The 19,387-nt window shown below is 39.6% G+C and carries 13 protein-coding genes and 1 riboswitch; of the genes, 4 read left to right on the forward strand and 9 right to left on the reverse strand.

Annotated elements, in window-relative coordinates; translation table 11 throughout:
• Window positions 1–75: 75 nt before the first annotated feature.
• Together rpoC and rpoB are read right to left on the reverse strand one after the other, a co-directional pair.
• Complete coding sequence (gene rpoC, locus PYW32_RS12690; protein ID WP_016173906.1) at window positions 76–3,726, reverse strand: DNA-directed RNA polymerase subunit beta'; 3,651 nt, start codon at window positions 3,724–3,726, stop codon at window positions 76–78.
• A gap of 128 nt (window positions 3,727–3,854) precedes the next feature.
• Window positions 3,855–7,469, reverse strand: coding sequence for a DNA-directed RNA polymerase subunit beta (gene rpoB / locus PYW32_RS12695; RefSeq protein WP_016173905.1), 3,615 nt, complete (start codon window positions 7,467–7,469; stop codon window positions 3,855–3,857).
• A gap of 360 nt (window positions 7,470–7,829) precedes the next feature.
• Here rpoB and PYW32_RS12700 point away from each other — a divergent pair, with 360 nt between their 5' ends.
• Genes PYW32_RS12700 through PYW32_RS12710 form a run of 3 tightly spaced genes read left to right on the forward strand, consistent with a single transcriptional unit; the run spans window position 7,830 to window position 10,462 of the window.
• Window positions 7,830–9,149: a DUF1576 domain-containing protein gene (locus PYW32_RS12700; protein ID WP_016173904.1), complete on the forward strand. Its 1,320-nt coding sequence runs from the start codon at window positions 7,830–7,832 to the stop codon at window positions 9,147–9,149.
• A complete protein-coding gene (locus tag PYW32_RS12705; RefSeq protein WP_016173903.1) occupies window positions 9,127–9,480 on the forward strand; it encodes a hypothetical protein in 354 nt (117 codons plus the stop codon). The genes PYW32_RS12700 and PYW32_RS12705 overlap by 23 nt, the downstream gene beginning before the upstream one ends.
• A 25-nt stretch (window positions 9,481–9,505) precedes the next feature.
• Window positions 9,506–10,462, forward strand: a complete 957-nt coding sequence (locus tag PYW32_RS12710; RefSeq protein WP_016173902.1) for a biotin--[acetyl-CoA-carboxylase] ligase — start codon at window positions 9,506–9,508, stop codon at window positions 10,460–10,462.
• An 89-nt stretch (window positions 10,463–10,551) separates the two neighbouring features.
• Here the strand turns inward: PYW32_RS12710 and tenA are convergent, their stop codons facing one another.
• From tenA to pplA, 7 genes are all read right to left on the reverse strand, one after another.
• Window positions 10,552–11,208, reverse strand: coding sequence for a thiaminase II (tenA, locus tag PYW32_RS12715; protein WP_016173901.1), 657 nt, complete (start codon window positions 11,206–11,208; stop codon window positions 10,552–10,554).
• 21 nt (window positions 11,209–11,229) lie between these two features.
• Window positions 11,230–11,874: an energy-coupling factor transporter transmembrane component T family protein gene (locus PYW32_RS12720; protein WP_016173900.1), complete on the reverse strand. Its 645-nt coding sequence runs from the start codon at window positions 11,872–11,874 to the stop codon at window positions 11,230–11,232.
• Window positions 11,871–13,199, reverse strand: coding sequence for an ABC transporter ATP-binding protein (locus PYW32_RS12725; protein ID WP_016173899.1), 1,329 nt, complete (start codon window positions 13,197–13,199; stop codon window positions 11,871–11,873). The genes PYW32_RS12720 and PYW32_RS12725 overlap by 4 nt, the downstream gene beginning before the upstream one ends.
• Window positions 13,196–13,759, reverse strand: coding sequence for an ECF transporter S component (locus tag PYW32_RS12730; RefSeq protein WP_016173898.1), 564 nt, complete (start codon window positions 13,757–13,759; stop codon window positions 13,196–13,198). Before PYW32_RS12730 ends, PYW32_RS12725 begins: the two co-directional genes overlap by 4 nt.
• Before the next feature lie 109 nt (window positions 13,760–13,868).
• A riboswitch (TPP riboswitch) is annotated at window positions 13,869–13,958 on the reverse strand.
• Between the two features lie 48 nt (window positions 13,959–14,006).
• Window positions 14,007–14,951: a 1,4-dihydroxy-2-naphthoate polyprenyltransferase gene (gene menA, locus PYW32_RS12735; RefSeq protein WP_016173897.1), complete on the reverse strand. Its 945-nt coding sequence runs from the start codon at window positions 14,949–14,951 to the stop codon at window positions 14,007–14,009.
• A gap of 17 nt (window positions 14,952–14,968) precedes the next feature.
• Window positions 14,969–16,078 (reverse strand): FAD:protein FMN transferase, encoded by a 1,110-nt coding sequence (locus PYW32_RS12740; RefSeq protein ID WP_016173896.1) that lies wholly within the window; start codon window positions 16,076–16,078, stop codon window positions 14,969–14,971.
• A gap of 129 nt (window positions 16,079–16,207) precedes the next feature.
• Window positions 16,208–17,158, reverse strand: coding sequence for an extracellular electron transfer flavoprotein PplA (pplA, locus tag PYW32_RS12745; protein ID WP_016173895.1), 951 nt, complete (start codon window positions 17,156–17,158; stop codon window positions 16,208–16,210).
• A gap of 271 nt (window positions 17,159–17,429) precedes the next feature.
• Here pplA and PYW32_RS12750 point away from each other — a divergent pair, with 271 nt between their 5' ends.
• On the forward strand, window positions 17,430–19,361 hold the full coding sequence (locus PYW32_RS12750; RefSeq protein ID WP_016173894.1) for an NAD(P)/FAD-dependent oxidoreductase: 1,932 nt from the start codon (window positions 17,430–17,432) through the stop codon (window positions 19,359–19,361).
• Window positions 19,362–19,387: the final 26 nt, after the last annotated feature.

A 19,387-nucleotide genomic window follows, 5' to 3' on the forward strand; every position in this document is an offset into this window, starting at 1 on the left:
TATTTAAAATTATTTTTGACTATAAAAAAACGAGAGACTGTCTCATAAGACAATCTCTCGTTTAAAAATAGTCGTTTATTTAAACTCATTCAGTGCATCTTCCGCAGCCATTTGTGCTTCGATGTCTGAAATACTATAAACATTTTCACTAGCAACAGTCACTTCTTTTGGCTCCATGTTGCGGTAACGAGGCATACCAGTACCAGCTGGAATGATCTTACCGATGATAACATTTTCTTTCAAGCCTAGAAGTGGATCTTTCTTACCACGAATGGCAGCATCAGTTAACACACGAGTTGTTTCTTGGAATGACGCAGCAGATAAGAAGCTGTTTGTTTCCAATGACGCTTTCGTAATACCTAGCAATACTGGACGAGAAGTTGCTGGTACACGACCAGAAATAATCGCTTCGTAGTTGCGGTCTTTAAAGTCAGCAATATCCATCAATGTTCCTGGCAAGATATCTGTTTCACCTGGATCCATGACACGAACTTTACGTAACATTTGACGAACCATTACTTCGATATGTTTGTCGCCGATTTCTACCCCTTGCATACGGTAAACGCGTTGTACTTCACGTAATAGATAGTTTTCTACTGAAAGTACATCACTAACTTGTAGCAAGTGTTTTGGTTCAATTGACCCTTCAGTCAATGGTTCACCACGATTAATCATGTCGCCTTGCGCCACTTTCATACGTGCAGTGAATGGCACCACATACGTACGTGTATCAGTTTCGCCTTTGATTGTTACTTCTTTCGTACGTGTTGCTGCATCTTCAGAAATATCAACCACATCACCTGTTACTTCAGTGATGACCGCTTGCCCTTTCGGATTACGCGCTTCGAAAATTTCTTGGATACGAGGAAGACCTTGTGTGATATCGTCTCCGGCAACCCCACCGGTATGGAACGTACGCATGGTTAACTGTGTACCAGGTTCCCCGATAGATTGAGCGGCGATTGTCCCAACTGCTTCTCCAACTTCAACTTCGTTACCAGTTGCCAAGTTACGGCCGTAACAATGTTTACATACACCATGTTTCGTGTTACATGTGAAGACAGAACGAATCGATACTTCTTCGATTCCTGCATCAATAATTTGTTTTGCGATATCTTCTGTAATTAGTTCATTTGGTCCAATTAATGCTACACCTGTTTCAGGATTGACCACTGATTTACGCGTATAACGGCCAAGTAAACGTTCTTCAAGAGATTCGATAATTTCGTTTCCTTCGCGAATTGCTTGGATAGTAATACCGCGGTCAGTGCCACAGTCATCCTCACGAATAATAACGTCTTGGGCTACGTCTACCAAACGACGAGTCAAGTAACCTGAATCGGCTGTTTTCAAGGCTGTATCGGTCATTCCTTTACGAGCCCCATGGGTAGAGATAAACATTTCTAAGACGGTTAACCCTTCACGGAAGTTAGAAATAATCGGTAATTCCATGATTTTACCACTCGGAGCGGCCATCAAACCACGCATACCCGCAAGCTGCGTAAAGTTAGAGATGTTACCACGGGCTCCAGAATCAGACATCATGAAGATTGGGTTTTTCGCATCTAAAGATTCCATCAGTTTTAACTGAATCGCATCTTTGGCAGCGTTCCAAACAGCAATTACACGTTCATAACGTTCATCATCTGTGATTAAACCACGACGGAATTGTTTGGTAATTGATTCCACTTGTTTATGTGCTTGTTCGATAATATCGTGTTTTTCATGCAACACCATGATATCCGCGATACCAACAGTGATACCGGCATGTGTTGAATGTTTGTAACCTAAATCTTTCATACGGTCCAACATACGAGATGTTTCCGTCACGCGGAAACGTTTGAAGACTTCAGCGATAATATTTCCTAAGTTTTTCTTCTTGAATGGGCCAACTAATTCTTGTTCTTTAATAAATGCTGGAATATCTGTTCCTGCTTCTACAAAGTACTTGTCTGGTGTTTGAACAGTCAAGTTAAAGTCAGTTGGTTCGTTCAAGTAAGGGAATTCTGGTGGCATAATTGAGTTAAAGATCACTTTACCAACCGTTGTTACCATCAAGCGAGATTTTTGTTCTGCTGTAAATGGTTTATCACCCAAGGTATTTGGATTTACCGCAATACGTGAGTGTAAATGAACGTAGCCATTACGCCATGCAGTTACGGCTTCATCCATGTCACGGAAGATCATGCCTTCACCTTCACGACCATCTTCTTCCATTGTTAGGTAATAGTTACCCAAGACCATATCTTGAGATGGTGTAACTACTGGTTTACCGTCTTTTGGATTCAAGATGTTTTGTGCCGCAAGCATTAACATACGTGCTTCCGCTTGTGCTTCTTCATTTAAAGGTACGTGAACCGCCATTTGGTCCCCATCGAAATCGGCATTGTAGGCTTCACACACAAGTGGATGCAAACGAATGGCGCGACCTTCAACTAAAACAGGTTCAAAGGCTTGGATACCTAATCTATGCAAAGTAGGTGCGCGGTTCAATAGAACTGGATGTTCTCTGATAACGTCTTCTAATACATCCCAGACATCATCTTCGCCGCGTTCAATTTTGCGTTTCGCATTTTTAATGTTTGATGCTAATTCACGTTGAACTAACTCACGCATTACAAATGGTTTGAATAATTCAATGGCCATTTCTTTTGGAAGACCACATTGGTACATCTTCAAGAAAGGTCCAACAACGATAACCGAACGACCAGAGTAGTCTACACGTTTACCTAATAAGTTTTGACGGAAACGACCTTGTTTCCCTTTTAACATATGAGAAAGAGATTTCAATGGACGGTTACCTGGTCCTGTAACAGGACGGCCACGACGACCATTATCAATTAAAGCATCTACTGCTTCTTGTAACATACGTTTTTCATTTTGAACGATAATGTTTGGTGCATTTAAGTCTAACAAACGTTTTAGACGGTTGTTACGGTTAATGACACGACGGTATAAATCGTTCAAGTCAGAAGTCGCAAAACGACCACCTTCTAATTGAACCATTGGACGCAAATCAGGTGGAATAACTGGAATAACATCCATAACCATCCAACTTGGTTTATTTCCTGAAGCACGGAATGCTTCTAAAATATCTAAACGACGAATTGCACGTGTACGTTTTTGTCCAGAAGCCGTTTTTAACTCTTCTTTCAATTCAGCCACTTCGCCATCTAAATCGACAGAATCTAACAATTTCTTGATGGCATCTGCACCCATCTCAGCTGTAAATTCTTGGCCGTATTGATCGCGTTTTTCGCGGTATTCACGTTCTGTTAATAATTGTTTTTTCTCTAAGCTTGTATTTCCTGGTTCAATTACTACGTAAGAAGCGAAGTAAATGATTTCTTCCAAAGCACGAGGACTCATGTCTAAGACAAGACCCATACGTGATGGGATACCTTTGAAATACCAAATGTGAGAAACTGGAGCAGCTAACTCAATGTGACCCATACGTTCACGACGAACTTTTGAGCGCGTTACTTCTACGCCACAGCGGTCACAAACAATCCCTTTATAACGGATACGTTTGTATTTACCACACGCACACTCCCAGTCTTTTGTAGGACCGAAAATACGCTCGTCAAATAACCCTTCACGTTCAGGTTTTAATGTACGATAGTTAATAGTCTCAGGTTTTTTTACTTCACCATAAGACCAGCTTCTGATTTTTTCGGGAGAAGCCAAACCTATTTGCATACTTTCGAATTTATTTACATCGATCAAAAGGGGTTCCCTCCATTTCATTTAATGGCTACAAAACAGACGAACAAATCTTGATAAAATACACCAGAATTAGAGAATTCGAAAATTCTCTAATTCCCAGCATATCTTTAAAAATCTTGTCTTACTGTCTAATCTAATGGAGCATCTACTGGTGAATTTTCTTCATCAGCAGGTTTTACTTCTACTCCGCTTTGTGCGTTTTTCTCAGATTCACGGGCATTTTGTTGTTCCGCAAATTTCGTTAACGCATCAACTGTGATTAAATCATCATCTTCATCATCCATGTCGCGTAATTCGATTTCTTGTTCATCGATATCTAATACACGCATGTCTAAACCAAGTGATTGTAATTCTTTTACTAATACGCGGAATGATTCCGGTACACCTGGTTTTGGAATTGGTTCACCTTTAACAATAGCTTCGTATGTTTTCACACGACCAACAACGTCATCTGATTTGTATGTCAAGATTTCTTGTAAGGTATACGCTGCACCATAAGCTTCCAGCGCCCAAACTTCCATCTCTCCGAAACGTTGTCCACCGAATTGAGCTTTACCACCAAGAGGTTGTTGTGTAACCAATGAGTAAGGTCCAATTGAACGAGCATGAAGTTTATCATCAACCATGTGGGCAAGTTTAATCATGTACATTACCCCAACAGAGATACGACCATCGAATGGTTCACCCGTACGTCCGTCATAAAGAACAGTTTTCGCATCGCGCGCCATGCCCGCTTCGCGAACTGTTTCCCATACGTCATCATCTGATGCACCATCAAATACTGGTGTAGCTACATGGATGCCTAACTGACGTGCAGCCATCCCTAAGTGTAATTCCAATACTTGTCCGATGTTCATACGAGATGGTACTCCTAGTGGGTTCAACATGATATCAACTGGTGTGCCGTCTGGTAAGAATGGCATGTCTTCTTCTGGCATAATGCGAGAGACAACCCCTTTGTTACCATGACGTCCCGCCATTTTATCTCCTTCGTGAATCTTACGTTTTTGCACGATATAAACACGAACTAACATGTTCACACCTGGAGATAATTCGTCGCCTGCTTCACGGGTAAAGATTTTAACATCGTGAACGATACCGCCACCGCCGTGAGGAACACGTAATGATGTATCACGTACTTCACGTGCTTTTTCACCGAAGATTGCGTGCAATAGACGTTCTTCTGCAGATAATTCGGTTACCCCTTTAGGAGTGACTTTACCTACTAATAAGTCGCCATCTTGTACTTCGGCACCGATACGGATAATACCCATTTCGTCTAAGTCTTTTAATGCGTCTTCCCCAACGTTAGGAATTTCGCGTGTAATTTCTTCAGGGCCTAATTTTGTATCACGAGCTTCTGATTCATATTCTTCAATATGCACAGAAGTATACACATCGTCTTTTACTAAACGACGGCTCATGATAACAGCATCCTCATAGTTGTAACCTTCCCAAGTCATGAAGGCAACTAAGACGTTTTGACCTAATGCCATTTCGCCACTTTCCATAGATGGTCCGTCAGCTAAGATATCGCCTGCATCAACTTTTTCGCCTAATGAAACTAATGGGCGTTGGTTGTAGCTTGTTCCAGAGTTTGAACGACGGAATTTCGTTACTGTGTAAGTATCTAATGCACCATTGTCACGACGAACGCGTACTTCTGACGCATCCACGTATTCAACAACACCATCATGTTTACATAGTAATGCTGCACCTGAGTCATGAGCAGATTTGTATTCCATACCAGTTCCTACCCAAGGAGCTTGAGGGTTAATCAATGGTACTGCTTGACGCTGCATGTTGGCACCCATCAAGGCACGGTTGGAGTCATCGTTTTCCAAGAAAGGAATACATGCTGTCGCTACCGCAACTACTTGTTTAGGAGATACGTCCATGTAATCAACTTTATCAATAGATACTTCTAAGTTTTCACTTGTCGCACGCGCCATAACAATATCGTTTTTGAATGAACCATCTTCATTTAATGGGCTATTTGCTTGGGCTACTACATAGTGGTCCTCGATATCCGCTGTTAAATAATCAATGTGTTCTGTTACTTTACCTGATTCGCGATCAACACGACGGTACGGTGTTTCGATAAATCCGTATTTGTTCACTTTCGCATAAGAAGCCAAACTGTTAATCAAACCGATGTTTGGACCTTCAGGCGTTTCAATCGGACACATACGACCATAGTGAGAATAGTGAACGTCTCGAACTTCATAACCGGCACGGTCACGAGTCAAACCACCAGGCCCTAAGGCTGATAGACGACGTTTATGTGTTAACTCACCCAATGGGTTTGTTTGGTCCATGAACTGTGACAACTGTGAAGAACCAAAGAATTCTTTGATACTTGCAACAACTGGACGGATGTTAATTAATTGTTGTGGTGTTAATGTTTCAGTATCTTGAATAGACATACGTTCACGTACAACACGTTCCATACGTGCTAAACCGATACGGAATTGGTTTTGTAATAATTCACCAACAGAACGAATACGACGATTTCCTAAATGGTCGATATCATCGACATTGCCGATTCCTTCCATTAAGTTGAAGAAATAACTCATTGAAGCAATGATATCCGCTGGACGTACTGTACGTACTTCTGTATCTGGATACGCATTACCAATCACATTTACTTCACGTTCTGGATCTTTTGGTGCAAATACTTTGATAACTTGAACAGTCATTGGATCGGTAACGACACCGTCTTCTGATGGGTAATAAGTTACAGAGTTTAAGCCGTTGTCTAGGTGTTTACCTAAAACATCATCCATCACTTGGTGTGTTAACGCAGTTCCTTTTTCAACAATGATTTCACCTGTTTCAGGATCAACCAATGTTTCAGCTAATGTTAAGTTTAATAAGCGTGTTTTCAAGTCTAGTTTTTTGTTTACTTTATAACGACCAACCGCTGCTAAATCGTAACGACGTGGGTCAAAGAAACGTGCATTTAACAAGTTACGAGAACTGTCTGCTGTTTTTGGCTCGCCTGGACGAAGACGCTCATAAATATCTTTTAAGCCTTCTTCCGTACGAGAATCGCTTGCGTTTTTGTGCAAGTCTTTTTCAATTGTGTTACGTAGTGATTCGCTATCACCAAAAATATCAAAAATCGTATCGTCAGAACCAAAACCTAAGGCACGAACCAATACTGTTAATGGAATTTTACGTGTGCGGTCGATACGTACATAAGAAATATCTTTCGCATCTGTTTCCATTTCTAACCATGCGCCACGGTTAGGGATAACAGTTGAACCAAAACCTTCTTTACCGTTCTTGTCTACTTTTCCGTGGAAGTACACACCAGGTGAACGTACTAATTGGGATACAATAACACGTTCTGCTCCGTTAATAATGAATGTTCCTTGTTCTGTCATTAATGGGAAATCGCCAAAGAATACTTCTTGCGCTTTGATTTCGCCTGTTTCGCGGTTTGTCAAACGCAAGGTTACGTGTAATGGTGCAGAATAGTTTGCATCATGTGCACGTGCTTCTTCTACCGTATACTTCGGTGTTTTCAACTCATAATCTACAAATTCCAAGGACAGGTTTCCATTAAAGTCATCGATTGGCAAGATGTCTTCAAACATTTCTCTTAGTCCTTCATCTAAGAACCATTGGTAAGAATCTGTTTGAATTTCAATCAAATTCGGTAATTCCAATACTTCACTGATACGTGCGAAACTTCTACGTTCGCGATGCTTTCCGTATTTTACTACGTGTCCAGCCAAGTTCTTCACCCCTCTAAAAAGTCTTTCAAAATACCTATCCAATAATTACATTTATGTTACAAACATTAAAAACGTGTAACATCGAACATTTTTTGCGGCTTTTAAGCAAAAAAAAACCAAAAATAGAGGTGCTTCTTTTTTGAAGGTTCTACTTTTGTTTCCCTATTACCAAGCCGAAACGGACAATATTTCGTTCCTGCTCATTTCTTTTCAGATAGTTTTTGCAACTACTTATTATACACACTCGGTAAATTTTCGTCAAGGTCTAACACTTGAAAATTTACATTCAGTTTTCAAAATTGACTTTCCGAAAAATTTCACTGTATAGTTACCTAGAAATGACAATATAGGAAGTGAATTATGGAAAACAAAACAATTACGTTACACACACGCAATAAATTAATCAACTTAAACTCACAAGTACTCAAATACCGGTTAATGATTGCGTATAGTCTGCTATTAATTTTAATCGGCGTTTGCAGTGAAACACCGCACGATTTATGGACGGGAACTGTGCATATTTTTATGTCTCCCAGTAATTTATTAACCGATTATTTTGCTGTTGGAAACTTTGGAAGTGCCTTTTTTAATAGTGGTATTTTAACGTTAGCTAGTGTCCTTTTGGTAAAATCTCGTGGGGTCACCGTTAGCGGGCCGCTCATCGCTGCCTTTTTCACCGTATCTGGCTTTTCATTTTTTGGGAAAAATTTGTACAACTCATTGCCGATTATTATTGGTGTATATTTGTACGCCAAAACGGTGCGTAAACCCTATTCGCAATTCTTGTTGGTTGCGTTATTTGGTAGTTCCTCTTCACCGGTGATTAGTTATCTAACCTTTGGAACAGGTTTGCCTTTGCCGTTGGGTATTTTATTAGGATATGCTGTCGGAATTTTAGTGGGCTTTCTTTTACCACCACTTGCCTCACAATTTCTCCAATTTCACCAAGGTTTTTCTTTATATAATGTTGGTTTCACCTCAGGAATTGTTGCGATGTTTGTGACCAGTGCGTTTCGTTTATTTGGTGGCGACATCACGATTCCTAATTTGCTGTCGACCGAATACCACGTCAAATCGGCTATTTTCTTATTCGTTTTATTTACGTTACTCTTTATCATGGGATACTTGTTAAATCACCGATCATTTAAAGGAATGCGTACCATTTTTGCTTCTTCTGGAAAATTAGTGACAGACTTTGTCGTAATTGCTGAAATTGGCGCCACCTTTATGAACATGGCGTTGATGGGCTTTTTAATGTTAGGTTTCATTTTTATAATGGGTGGCGAACTTTCTGGCCCACTGATAGGTGGTATTTTAACAGTAGTTGGTTTTAGTGCTTTTGGGAATCATTGGCGCAATAGTTTGCCAATCTTAATTGGGGTCGTCTTAGCTTCAAAATTATCACCAGAGTTTTCACGTGAAACATTTACCGTGTTATTAACAGCAATTTTTGGGACAAGTTTAGCGCCAATCAGTGGTTATTACGGCGCATTTTATGGTATTTTGGCTGGATTTTTCCACATGACCTTAGTCTCAAACGTGGCGTATTTACACGGGGGATTAAATTTGTATAATAATGGATTTTCTTGTGGTTTTGTTGCCGCTTTTATGGTACCGTTGTTGGATACAATAACCCAAGTGAAAAGAGGGAAAAAGCATGCTGGAAAAAGAAAAATCTAGACGAATTGTCGATGAATTATTAATGTATTTCTTTTCTCATGATATTAAACAATTATCTATTGAATTGGATTTTCCAACAGAAGGTTTCCATGCGAAAATTCAAGGACAATGCCACGAATTACCAGAAGACATTTACGACTTTTTAGAAATGCTCAACACACCTCGTGATTTGAATTTAGAAAGTTATTACGATGAACTTTTAGGCGGTTCACAGTCACATCATGAAGAAGAGGATTATTATTTATTAGGTGTCATGATTGATAAGGCTGATATTATCTTTGCCAATAACTTATTGACCATTCAAATTTTCCGCAAACATTTTAGCAATTAACACTGGGGAAGGAGACGTTTTTCGAATGAATACAAAACAAAAAGTGCTCGCATTATTACGCCAAAACGGTGCGATTTTATCCGGAGAAAAATTGGCACAAGAAATTGGTATTTCGCGCACAGCCATTTGGAAAGCTGTTCGTGAATTAGAAAAAATGGGCTATCAAATTGAGCGCCATGCAAATGGCTATCAGTATTTGCCATCTGATGTATTGGAAGCTGACAGCATCGCCACCAATGAGTTACAAGCAGCAAATATTTTTTTACTGGATGAAACCGACTCAACGATGAAAGATGCGAAACTAGGGGCGCTGGCACAGCAAACCACGCCTGCGTTATATGTTGCTGAAACACAAACAGGTGGACATGGTCGTTTTGGTCGTCCTTTCTTTTGTCCACGCGGGCAAATTTATATGAGTCTTTTGTTAAATCCCAACCAATCATTTGAAGAATTACCACAATACACGTTGCTAGCAGCAGTTGCTGTCTCACTAGCAATTGATGAAGTGACCGGACGCAAAACCGATATCAAATGGGTCAATGACATTTATTTAGATGGGAAAAAGATTTGTGGTATCTTATCGGAAGCAACCAGTGATTTTGAAACGGGTCGAATTTCTCATGTGGTCTTAGGGATGGGCATTAACTTTTCCATTCCACCTGAAACATTTCCAGATGGTCTTGAGAAAAAAGCCAGCTCGCTTTTCCCTGAAGGCAACGCACCAGTTTCACGTAATCAGTTAATGCACTTAATCTGGCAAAATTTCTTTGAATTGCTTGCTGGTTTACCTGATAACAGCTACCTAAAAGTTTACCGTGAAAAATCATTTGTTTTAAACAAAACCGTGACCTTCACACAACAAGGTGTCACTTACAGCGGCATCGCCAAAACGATTTCTGATACAGGTGAACTAGCCGTTTTAACTGCAGATGGTATGAAAATTTTATCCTCTGGTGAAATTAGTCTGCAATCCATTCATTAGAAACAATAAATTTTTGCCTTAAAAAAACTATCCAAACAAAGTAGGTCCTGTGATGCAAGATTGCACTTGTTTGGATAGCTTTTTCTTTTTTAGTCCCACGTTTCTAATGTTTGAGCCATTTCCCAAAAAGCATATTCCATCTGACTACTAATCACAAATGCAGCAAGCATTTGCTCTTGTTCTTTTGGTGTGCTCTCAGCATATAATTGATCCAATAACTTTCTTTCTCCTTGGATAGCCGCCTTTGATTCTTCGCCAGCATACGTTTCAATCCAGCGTTGATACAAGACATGTGGTGAGCCTTGTTCAATCAGACGTGTGCCAATTTCTTGATACAACCACGCACAAGGCAACATTCCGGCAACCGCCACATTGGGTGTACCTTCAACCAGTTGACGGTACATATGCGACACATAATGATAGGCAGTTGGCGCAATCGCTGTCGTGTTGATTTCTTCATCTGTAATACCTAGTTCCGCAAAAAAAGTTTCACGAATCGCTAACTCTCCTAAAGCTAAATGTTCCGCGTTCGTAGCCATTAATTTCTTCACTTCTGGTCGTTCCGATTGTTCACCAATTAGTTGATACAATTTACCAAAATGTTCTAAATAGTATCGGTCTTGAATCAAATAATAACGAAAAATTTCTGGTGCTAACGTTCCCGCTTGTAATTGTTGGATAAAGGGATGTTGAAAACTGCCTTCCCAATATGGATTTGCTTTTTCTCTTGCTAGTGCTGTAAACATCTTTTTTCCTCCTACTTTCTACTAGATAACCAATGATAAATTACCGATGACAAATAATCCCCCCAATAAAATTGCGCCACTCAGCGAGTTGATGTATCGTTGGTGGTGACTTCTCTCTCCTATTTCATCATAGCCATGAGAATACATCGCTTCGGTGTAACGATCTCGCCACGAAAATGCGAGAAAAATTGTTTTAAGATAAAACATGGGTGACCAAAAATGTAATTGCTTGCCTTTTAACAAACTCGCTTCTTTTAACGCCTGAACTTCCTCTTTAATCGCCGGTAACGAATGCACGACAACTAATAAACCATAAACAAAATTCGGTGCCACCCCTTTTTGCTCTAACACCAAAAGCAACTCCTCTAAATCAACCCCCACAGCAAACGATAAGCCCAATGCCGCAAAAGCATACGTGCGCGTCAAAAGCAATAACGCGTCCCCACTGCCACTTCCATGTAGCATGACGGACCAATACGTGGATAATGCCGGAATCAATGGTAAAAAAATCAATAAAAGCAAACTGCGCCATTTCTGATGAACCAAGAAAAATACCACGGCTAATCCAATTAAAAATAAATTCAACGTAATCGTCCGTGTAAAAGAAATTTCCAGGGTGAGGATGAGAATAAATAGGGACATATTCAAGGTATTCGTCGTTTTCATTGCTGTTCACCTACCTGTAATGTTTGCTTTGCAAGCACTAGATGATGCTGACTCACACCAGATAATGGTGCTAACCGATGTGTCACGATTAAAAAATCTTGTTGTGTCGCTTGCTGTTGTATCCATTCAACAAAATAGTCACATGCGTGTTGATCCAATCCAGCAAAGGGTTCATCTAACAAAAGAAAATCCAGCGGTAAACTCAGCATGCTAATTAGCTGCACAATCTTTTTTTGCCCTTCACTTAAATGAAATAAACTTTGGTTTTTGGAAATATTAAAATATGCTAACGCTGCTTGCTGTTGCGTTAGAATTTCGGGTTGTTGATTGTTGCAAAATGCCAATTCTTCTTGCACAGTCAACGCCACGAATTGTTTAGCAGCGTCTTGAACTGCTAATGACATCGTTTGATAAAGTTGGCGCTTTTTTCGAATTTTTTTTCCCTGCAAAAACATGTTGCCATGGTATTTTTCAAGTTGTACCATCGCCTTTAATAGCGAGGTTTTCCCCCCGCCATTTGCACCCGTCAACGTGGTAATTCCTGTTTGTAACTGACTCGTTGTCTCAACTAACAAGCGTTGATTGCGTGTGATCTGCACTTTTTGAAAATCAAAAAATGGCGTAGTATCCGCTTGTTGTAAATGAAAAACCGTATCAACTGTTAACTTATCCAGAGAACCAAACTGTAATTGCCCCTCCGTCACTTCAACCACTGCATCGACCACCTCGTGATACCCTGACCAGTCATGATCACTTAAAAGAATTGTTTTTCCTTGGTCACGTAATTGTTTGAGTTTTTGAATAAAACGGACACGCGATTCTGGATCAATACTAGCAAATGGTTCGTCTAATAATAAAATTGGCGCATCTAACGCTAAAACCACAGTTAATGCTGCTCGTTGTTTCTCCCCACCAGATAATTGATTGATTGCTTTATCAGCTAAATCTGTGGTTTCCCCTAATGCCAATGCGTGGTTCATACGCTCCTGTATATCAACAGGAGCCAAACCGATATTTTCTAACGTAAAAATGAGTTCTTTGCGTAAAGTACGCATCGTAAATTGTTGGCTCGGATTTTGAAAGACCATGCCGACTGCTTGCGCTTTCTGTTTCATTGAGGCTGTCGCTAAATTTTCACCATTTAACAAAATATTTCCCTGATACGACAATTGCGCAAATCCAGCAATTAGGCGAAACAATGTCGATTTGCCACTCCCACTATCGCCAGTTACCAAGGTCAGTTGATGTGCTGGAAAAGCAAAGGTGACGTGATTAAAAATCATTTTTTCCTGTTGCTGGAAGGTAACTGCTTGTAATTCAATCATGAAACAGACACCTTAGCATCTTGCACTTTTTGATACAATTTCATGATTTGTGTCACTAAGATTACTCCGAAAAAGACAACCGAAACAAAACGCACCGCCAACAATGCCGCAACCATCCCAAATCCATACGTCCCATAACCAAATTTGAAGAACTCATAGACAAAACTCAACACGGTCGTTCCAATTGCGCCATAAAACAACGCCACTTTGTCATAACGTCGATAGCGAGTCACCATAAAGCCTAACTCCGTACCAAACCCTTGAATCAAACCTGAAAGCAAGACACCCGGACCAAAATACGAACCGTATAACATCTCTGCCAAAGCAGCTAAAACTTCTCCGAGCGTGGCACTTCCTTTTTTAGGAATTAACATCCCGGCAACTGGTGCGGCCATTGTCCATAATCCAAATAAAATTTCATTGGCAAACGGACTAAGTCCAAACGGGGTTAACGCTGCATTTAACAAAGCATACAAAACGCCTGCCCCCATAAATACCCCACCAAATAAAAAAGCTAAAAACGCGAGTAACACCACTTGTTGCAATGACCATTTTTGCATAAAAAAGACTCCTTTCATTTCCAAAATAGAAGCAAAAGGAGTCTTGTTCACAGACAATTTATGGCAAATAAAAACCTGACTAAATAAACTACTTAGTCAGGCACTCATCACAATAATTCACACATTTCCCTGCGCCAGTATTAACTGTTTCAGGTTCAATGGGTATAATCTCAGCTTTACAGCACCCCAAATGTTTCTATATTCAATTTTTTTAAAAGTATAACATACCTTAATTCAAACGTCTAGACTAGAAAAGTAAACTTACTAATAACGCAAACGCATAACTCGCGTTAAATAGCACCATATTTTGAATCGCATAGTTAAAACTATTTGGATTTGGTAATGTTTCTTTAAATTCCATCAAGTTGCGACGAACTTTCGGTAAACTAATAAACACAATTAAGATTGGCCAACGGAATACCCAGAATAAAAAGCCTAATAAAATCGCACCATAGCAACCATACATCAATACTTGGAAAAGTTGGACCCCTTTTTTGCGACCAATATAATAAACCAAGGTATAGCGATTGTTTTCTACATCTGTTTCTAAATCACGCAAATTATTCGCTAACATAATATTGGCAATCGTAAATACTAAAGGTAATGAAGCGACAAAAATAGCTAAAATCCCCCAAAGTTGTCCACCTAAAGAAAAGCTATCATTTTTAAAACTAATATCTAGGTAAAATACCCGTTGGTTGACTGTATTTAAATAGACAGTCATAGCAAATAAGCCTAACCCCATCGTCAAACCACTCGCCAATTCACCTAACGGCATACGTGAAACAGGAATGGGACCAAATGTATAAAAAATCCCAACTAGACAAACGAGTCCTCCCATAATTAGAAATAACCAACCCGTCATCAAGCTTAACAATAATCCAATAACAGCTGAAATCCCCATCATAACTAAAATCATTTTGCGGACGAGCGCGGGTGAAATTCGTTCGCGACCAATCACATTTTGTTCGTATTTGTACGTTTGAGATTGGGCTTTTTTAAAGTCCATATAGTTATTAATTGCTGTTGTTGTCATATCAAAAGTGATCATACCGATGAAAAACAACACCGTATAAAACCCATGAAATTCATTAAAACGTGCTAATGAATAAAGCACTCCTATAAGAAATGGAAAAAGACTCGCAACTTTTGTGCGGATCTCAACAACTTCTAAAAAATTCTTCAGTGACATTTTTTCCTCCTAGATTGCTATTTAAGTTCACTGCGGTCACCCATGGTATAACCAGATGCTTGATTCAGTTTAAAAGTGTCCTTAATGTCGTCTGTCACGTATACTCTACCTTCTTTTGTTACAAAAATAGCGTCCGTGCCTTTTGGTGTATGTTGTTCAATGTACGCCAGTCCTTCTTTGACTCCTTTGTCAAAAATGACTGTTGTCAAACCGTCTCCGTCAATGGATTTTTCCGTGATAACCGTTGCACTGGCAATATCATTATCATAAGGATAACCTGTTTTAGAATCAAAAATATGATGGTATTTCTCGCCATCAACTTCTAAGTAACGTTCATAAATGCCTGAAGTAACAATCGTTTTATCGCTTTCTTTAATTGACCCTAAAATTGTTCCGCGAGCGTTATTGGGGTCTTGAATGCCGACATTCCAATCTTCATTTTCACCACGCCAACTGTGACCGACAACCAAAATATTTCCGCCTAAATCAACAATTGCAGATGTCACGTCCTGTTCTTTTAAGACTTTTGCGGCTTCATCAGCAATGTATCCTTTGGCAATCGCACCTAAATCAATAATCATGCCTTTTTCTTCTAAGTACACAGATTTATCTGCATCATTGAATGTCACTTTATGATAGTCAATATGTTTTAAGGCTTCATCAATTTCTGCTTGCGCTGGTTTTCGCGCATCGTCAAAGCCAATGCGCCATAATTGAGTGATGGCACCAATCGTCATATTGTAACCGCCATTTGATTCCACGCTATAGTCATATGCATGTTTTAACAACTCGTAAATATCATCGGATACTGTGACAGGAGCAATGCCTGCTTGTTCATTGATCGCATCGATTTCCGAACCAGATTGATTGATGGTAATCTTATCCCCTAGTTCAGCGATACGCTCAAAAGCGGGCGCTAACGCATCTTCTTTCCCTTCATCATACACACGAATACGCACGTATGTCCCTAACAAAAATTCTTCTTTTGCATAAGGTTTTTCTCGTAAGCCTTTTGCAACGGAAACAGAAGATTCGGTGGTGGCATTTTTTTTCGTCTCATTGCTACACGCAGTGACACTAACGACCATAATGAGTGCTGCCAAAAGCAGACCTAACTTTTTCTTCATGTTGTTCCTCTTTCTATTTATTGTCTTGTTTATCATAGCTTTTTTTTACCTGATTGAAAAGTTTTTTTCAAAAAAGAAGAGGCTGGAATGAAAATTCCCAGCCTCTTTCCTCAAATATAGATTGTTTCTTTATTTTTCTACAAAGTTATCAATTTCAATTGTTGCTGTGTCGCCTTTTTCAGCAGCGTTGATTAATTGCTCCGCATAAAGAACAAATGTGTGGTGACTATGTGTCGCACCAGATACTACTTCGATGTCTCCAGGTGTGCCATCTTCGTTCGCCATTTGAGCAACTAATGCTTCGTTGAATTTCGGAATAAATTCTTCTGGTGATACACCGGCTTTTGATTTCATCATTTCATTGTATTCTTTGTTTGCAACTTTTGATTCGCCTACTTCATTGACGTTGTCGTATTTAGATTCTACAATTTTGCCATCTTTGACATCAATTGAGAAAACAACACGATAATCATTGCTGTAATTTTTTTCTTCCAAAGTATAGGTACCATCTTTTAATTCTGCACCATTGTCAATTTCAATTGTTGCTTTTTCGCCAGCTTGAGCTGCTTGAATTAATTGTTGTGCATAGTTTTGGAATGAATGAGAGCTATGTGTTGCTCCTGTTACTACATCTACGCCATCAGCGCTTTGAGCTGCCACTAATTCTTCATTTAATTTAGGAATGTATTCTTCTGGTGAGATGCCAGCTTTATCTTTCATGTTTTTGTTGTAGTCTGCATCTTCAACTTTTGATTTGCCTGCTTCATTGACGTTATCATAGTTAGATGCCACAATTTTGCCGTCTTTTACCTCAATTGAGAAGACCACGCGGTAGCCGTTGTTATAATTCTTTTCTTCTAAGTTGTATGTTCCATCTTGCAAGACAATTCCTGATGCTGCTTCTGTTGTTTCAGTTGCTGCAGAAGAAGATGTTGCTGTTGAAGACTCAACTACTTCAGAAGAAGCGGCTGCTGAACTGCTGGCACCACTTTCACCATTGTTATCTGGTGAACATGCTCCTAACACCAACGCTGAAAAAGCGAATACTGTAAACCCTACCATAAATTTTTTTGTTTTCATCTCGTTCCCACCTTTTTCTTTCTAAAAAATTATTCACAAAGAAGTTTGTGATTCATATAACATTTTAAAGGAATTTTCAAATAAGTCAACCATATTATCAAAAAAAGAATCAAAAATTGTTGATTTTTTTAATTTCACAGGCTACAATCTTTTTTAATTTTTTTTGTGAAATTTTTAAAAAAGTTTAGACAAACGAAGAAATTCTCGATATAATGTAGTAGATTGTGTAATTATTACCATAATATTTTTATTATCAAAGGAGAGATTTTCAATGGCAAAGAAAAATATTGTCGTTGTCGGTGCAGGTTACTCTGGAGTATCTGCCACTAAATTTTTAGCGAAAAAACTAAAAAAAGACAGCGATGTCACTATCACGTTGATCGACCGTCACTCTTACCATACAATGATGACCGAACTCCACGAGGTTGCTGGAGGACGTGTAGAACCAGAAGCAATTCAATATGATTTACAGCATTTATTCGCTCGCAAGAAAAACGTTCAATTGGTAACGGATACGGTAACAGCAATTGACAAGGAAAACAAAGTGGTCACAACTAAATTAGGATCTTATCCATTCGATTACCTAGTATTAGGTATGGGTGGCGAACCAAATGACTTTGGCACACCTGGCGTGAAAGAAAATGGCTTTACATTATGGTCATTTGAAGATGCGGTGCGCATCCGTGAACACATCTTAACGACTGTTGCCAAAGCTGCCCTAGAACCGGATGCAGCGGTACGCAAAGCAATGTTAACTTTTGTTGTCTGTGGTTCTGGTTTTACTGGGATTGAAATGGTCGGTGAATTAATCGACTGGAAAGAACGTTTAGCCAAAGATCATAAATTAGATCCAAGCGAAATCACTTTAAAAGTTGTCGAAGCAATGCCAACTATTTTAAATATGTTGGGTCGTAACGATGCTGCCAAAGCAGAACGTTACTTGAAAGCCAAAAATGTGGAACTAGTGCTAAATGCCCCAATCGTAGAAGTAGCACCTGACCATATCAAATTAAAAGATGGGTCAACGATTCCAACACATACCTTAATTTGGACTGCTGGAGTGAAAGCGACTTCGGATGCGGCTGATTTCGGATTAGAAAAAGCCCGTGGTAATCGTTTGGTTGCTAATGAATACATGGAAGCAAAAGGTTACGAAGATAAAAACATTTACGTGATCGGTGACTTAGTATTCTATGAAGAGTTCCCAAATACACCAACTCCACAAATCGTACAAGCCGCAGAACAAACAGGACACACGGCTGCAAGTAATATTGTGGCAGCGATTAAAGGGGGCGAAAAGCATAAATTCAAAGGGAATTATCAAGGGTTTATGGTTTCAGTTGGTTCTAAATGGGGTGTCGCGAATTTATTCAATAAAATTCATTTAAGTGGCTTCCTAGCGATTATCATGAAACATATCGTAAACTTGAAATACTTCTTTGATATTCGTTCTGGTTACTACATGTTCCAATATATCATGCACGAGTTCTTCCACATTAAAGACGATCGTAACGTCGCTCGTGGACATACTTCTCGTTACGGAAATGTCTTATGGAGTGTTCCTTTACGTATTTTCTACGGATTGGTTTGGTTACTAGAAGCCTTTAAGAAAATCGTTGGTGAAGGTGAATGGCTAAAACCAAGCACTTGGTTTGGTGAAGGTTCATGGTTCCAAGGCGACAGTGTTTTCCCTTGGACGTGGGATTATCAAGCAGCAACAGACGCAGCCAGCTCAGCAAGTGCGGATGTCGCTAGTGCTGCCAGTGGTGCCGCTGATGCAGGAGCGGGTGCTGAAACTGTCGCTCACTTTGGTTTAAGTTATGGATATGGCGAGCAACCAATGGCCGTTATTGAAAAAGCGCCTGATTGGTTTGTGAGTATCATGAAAGTCATTATGCCAAATATGGAAGTAGCGATGTTCTTCCAAAAAATGATGGTCTTTGTGGAAATTGGGATTGCCTTGGCAATCATCGCGGGTCTATTTACTTGGTTATTTAGTGCAACGACCATTGTTTTAGTAGCAACATTCTGTTTATCGGGGATGTTCTTCTGGGTAAATATCTGGTTCATTCCAGTTGCCTTTGCTTTAATGAACGGTTCTGGTCGCGCAGTCGGATTAGACCGCTGGGTAATTCCATGGTTACAACGTACATTAGGTAACTGGTGGTACGGGAAACCTAAATCAATGTATGGGCAAAAATAAAAAATAAGTATCATGGCTGGGACAGA

This window comes from Enterococcus saccharolyticus subsp. saccharolyticus (genome assembly GCF_029023825.1).
Classification (GTDB): Bacteria; Bacillota; Bacilli; order Lactobacillales; family Enterococcaceae; genus Enterococcus_F; species Enterococcus_F saccharolyticus.